Here is a 2,111-nt window from a genome sequence, read left to right as displayed (position 1 = left end):
ACCAAGAACATACAAAAGTTGGAATCGTTTTACATTTTTTATTTAACTAACTTTTCTCAAAAATCTTTCTAATATTTCATTATATTTTTCTTTACATTCAATATTTGGCATGTGACCAGCTTTATCAATAATGACAAAGTCTGCTTTTCTAAGTGTGGCTAAATAGGTCTGTTTCGCAAAAATCACTGGTAGGGCCTCATCATATGCACCGCCAATAATGAGTATTGGTACTTTCGCACAAGCTAACATCGGCAGATAATTAACATCATACACCTGTGTAATGGTTTTCATTGCTGTATCAGGCTTTATTTCAATGCCTATTTCGCCTACTTCCTCCACCAGCTTTGTGTTGGTTTTGTTATATACACATTTAGTAGCAACTGCTTTTTGATAATCCTTGATTGGGAAGCTTTCATCAATCGTTTCAAGATTTTTGAAACTATTAGGTGATAAAAACTTAAGACTGGATGGTAGTGATAAAGAGGTTGTATTTGACAAAATCATTGATTTTACCCGTTTTGGAAATTGTTTATAAATCTCCTGTGTGATCACTCCGCCCATTGATAAACCGCAAAAATGGGCTTTCTCAATGCTTAAATGGTCCAATAAGTCAATGACATCCTTAGCAAATTGGTTTATTGAAATTCCTTCTGTAATGTTCGATTCTCCATGACCTCGTAAATCAACTGCGATGATTCGGTATTTTTCTGCTAACGAAAACTGATGAGTCCAAGATTCTTTTTTGCTTGCAAATCCATGAATAAAAACCAACGGCTCGCCACTACCTAAATCAATATGATGACTAATTACAGCTTTTTCCATACTTATTACCTCCTGATTTTGAGATGTTTCATTTTATGCATTTTTGCAAAAATTTAAAACATTGTTAATTCAGAGGTGAGATTTTTATAAGTATTTGAGGCATAGATGCATTATTACTTATTCAACTTAATAAACCTATATATGTAAAAAATATATATATTTGTAATATTAAATTAATTTTAAAGGGATAGCAAGTTAATATAAAAAATTAATTAGTTATTTTACTAAAAAATTTACCCCAATAATCATACGTTCCAAAAATCCTCTCAACAAAAAAGAATGTCTAATTTTATTGACATTCCAAACCTCTAACTTAAGAGGTCTCGTTATTTGAATTTATTTTAAATTCCTGATTAAATAGATGAATAACCTGTTTAGATATTAAGGATAGCTTATCGCTTTCAGTTTTCACCCATCCAAAATAAACCGGCTCTTGTGGAAATGGATCTACTTCTAATATAACGAAATCCCCACTTAATACAGGAGGATAGTTCAAAAAAGAATAATCATGTCCAATCGTAAGTGCTAAGCCTTCTGTCAAAGCTTCTTCAATAGATCTGGCGTTATTTGTTTTGAATAATACATGTACATCACCGAATTTTTCTGTAAAGTCCTTCATAAACCAATTTACATAATCATCGTTATATAAAATAAAAGTTTGCTTTTTTAGTTCTAAAGGATGAATTTTCCCCCCCTTTGCAAGTGGAGAATTTTTATTTATGCAAACGACCATTTTTCCTTCAAACAAAGGTTCAAACGCGATACCGATATCTCCCTGCAGGGCATCATACCTCACTGCTATAAATCCCGCATCGATTTTATTTTGACGGAAGTCCTCAATGATTTCAAATGATCCTTTTTCAGTAATTTCGATATTAAGATTAGGATACTTACCTTTTAGAAAGGTTATCGTACGAATGATAGAAGGCATGAACCCGGGAATACCCTCTATTTTTATTTCTCCATTCATTAAATTAGTTTGAAAATATGCTTCATCCTTGATTTCTTGAATTTTATTTAATGCTTCCAACGCTTTATTGATAATTTTTTTTCCTTCCTCAGTAGGAAATACTCCACGTCTTGAACGTTCAAATATTTTAAGTCCAAGCTCTTTTTCTAATGCGGTAATAGAAAGACTAATTCCAGATTGTGTAATATTATGTAATTCAGCAGCTTTTGTTAGTGAATTACATTTGGCAACCTCAACTATGTACTCAAGTTGTTCAATATTCATGCTATCTACCCCTTACATAAATAAAACTCATGTAAATTTTAATAATGTTAATTTT

Annotated in this window: 2 protein-coding genes; both read right to left on the bottom strand. The window is 31.5% G+C overall.

Features of this window, described 5'->3' with window-relative positions; genetic code table 11:
- Positions 1-42: 42 nt before the first annotated feature.
- Positions 43-822: an alpha/beta fold hydrolase gene (locus V7137_RS30035; RefSeq protein ID WP_335701456.1), complete on the bottom strand. Its 780-nt coding sequence runs from the start codon at positions 820-822 to the stop codon at positions 43-45.
- Positions 823-1,135: 313 nt separating this feature from the next.
- The gene (locus tag V7137_RS30030; protein ID WP_335701455.1) at positions 1,136-2,056 is read right to left on the bottom strand and encodes a LysR family transcriptional regulator; all 921 of its coding nucleotides are present in this window, start codon (positions 2,054-2,056) and stop codon (positions 1,136-1,138) included.
- Positions 2,057-2,111: the final 55 nt, after the last annotated feature.

The organism is Neobacillus drentensis (assembly GCF_036962765.1).
Lineage (GTDB): Bacteria > Bacillota > Bacilli > Bacillales > Cytobacillaceae > Neobacillus > Neobacillus drentensis_C.
The sequence above is the reverse complement of the archived record's forward strand: the minus strand, read 5'-3'. Positions and strand labels throughout refer to the sequence as shown.

What these genes read in the sequence shown, in the direction of transcription:
- V7137_RS30030 (WP_335701455.1), bottom strand. Translation starts at nt 2,056, where the DNA reads ATGAATATTGAACAACTTGAGTACATAGTTGAGGTTGCCAAATGTAAT.
- V7137_RS30035 (WP_335701456.1), bottom strand. Translation starts at nt 822, where the DNA reads ATGGAAAAAGCTGTAATTAGTCATCATATTGATTTAGGTAGTGGCGAG.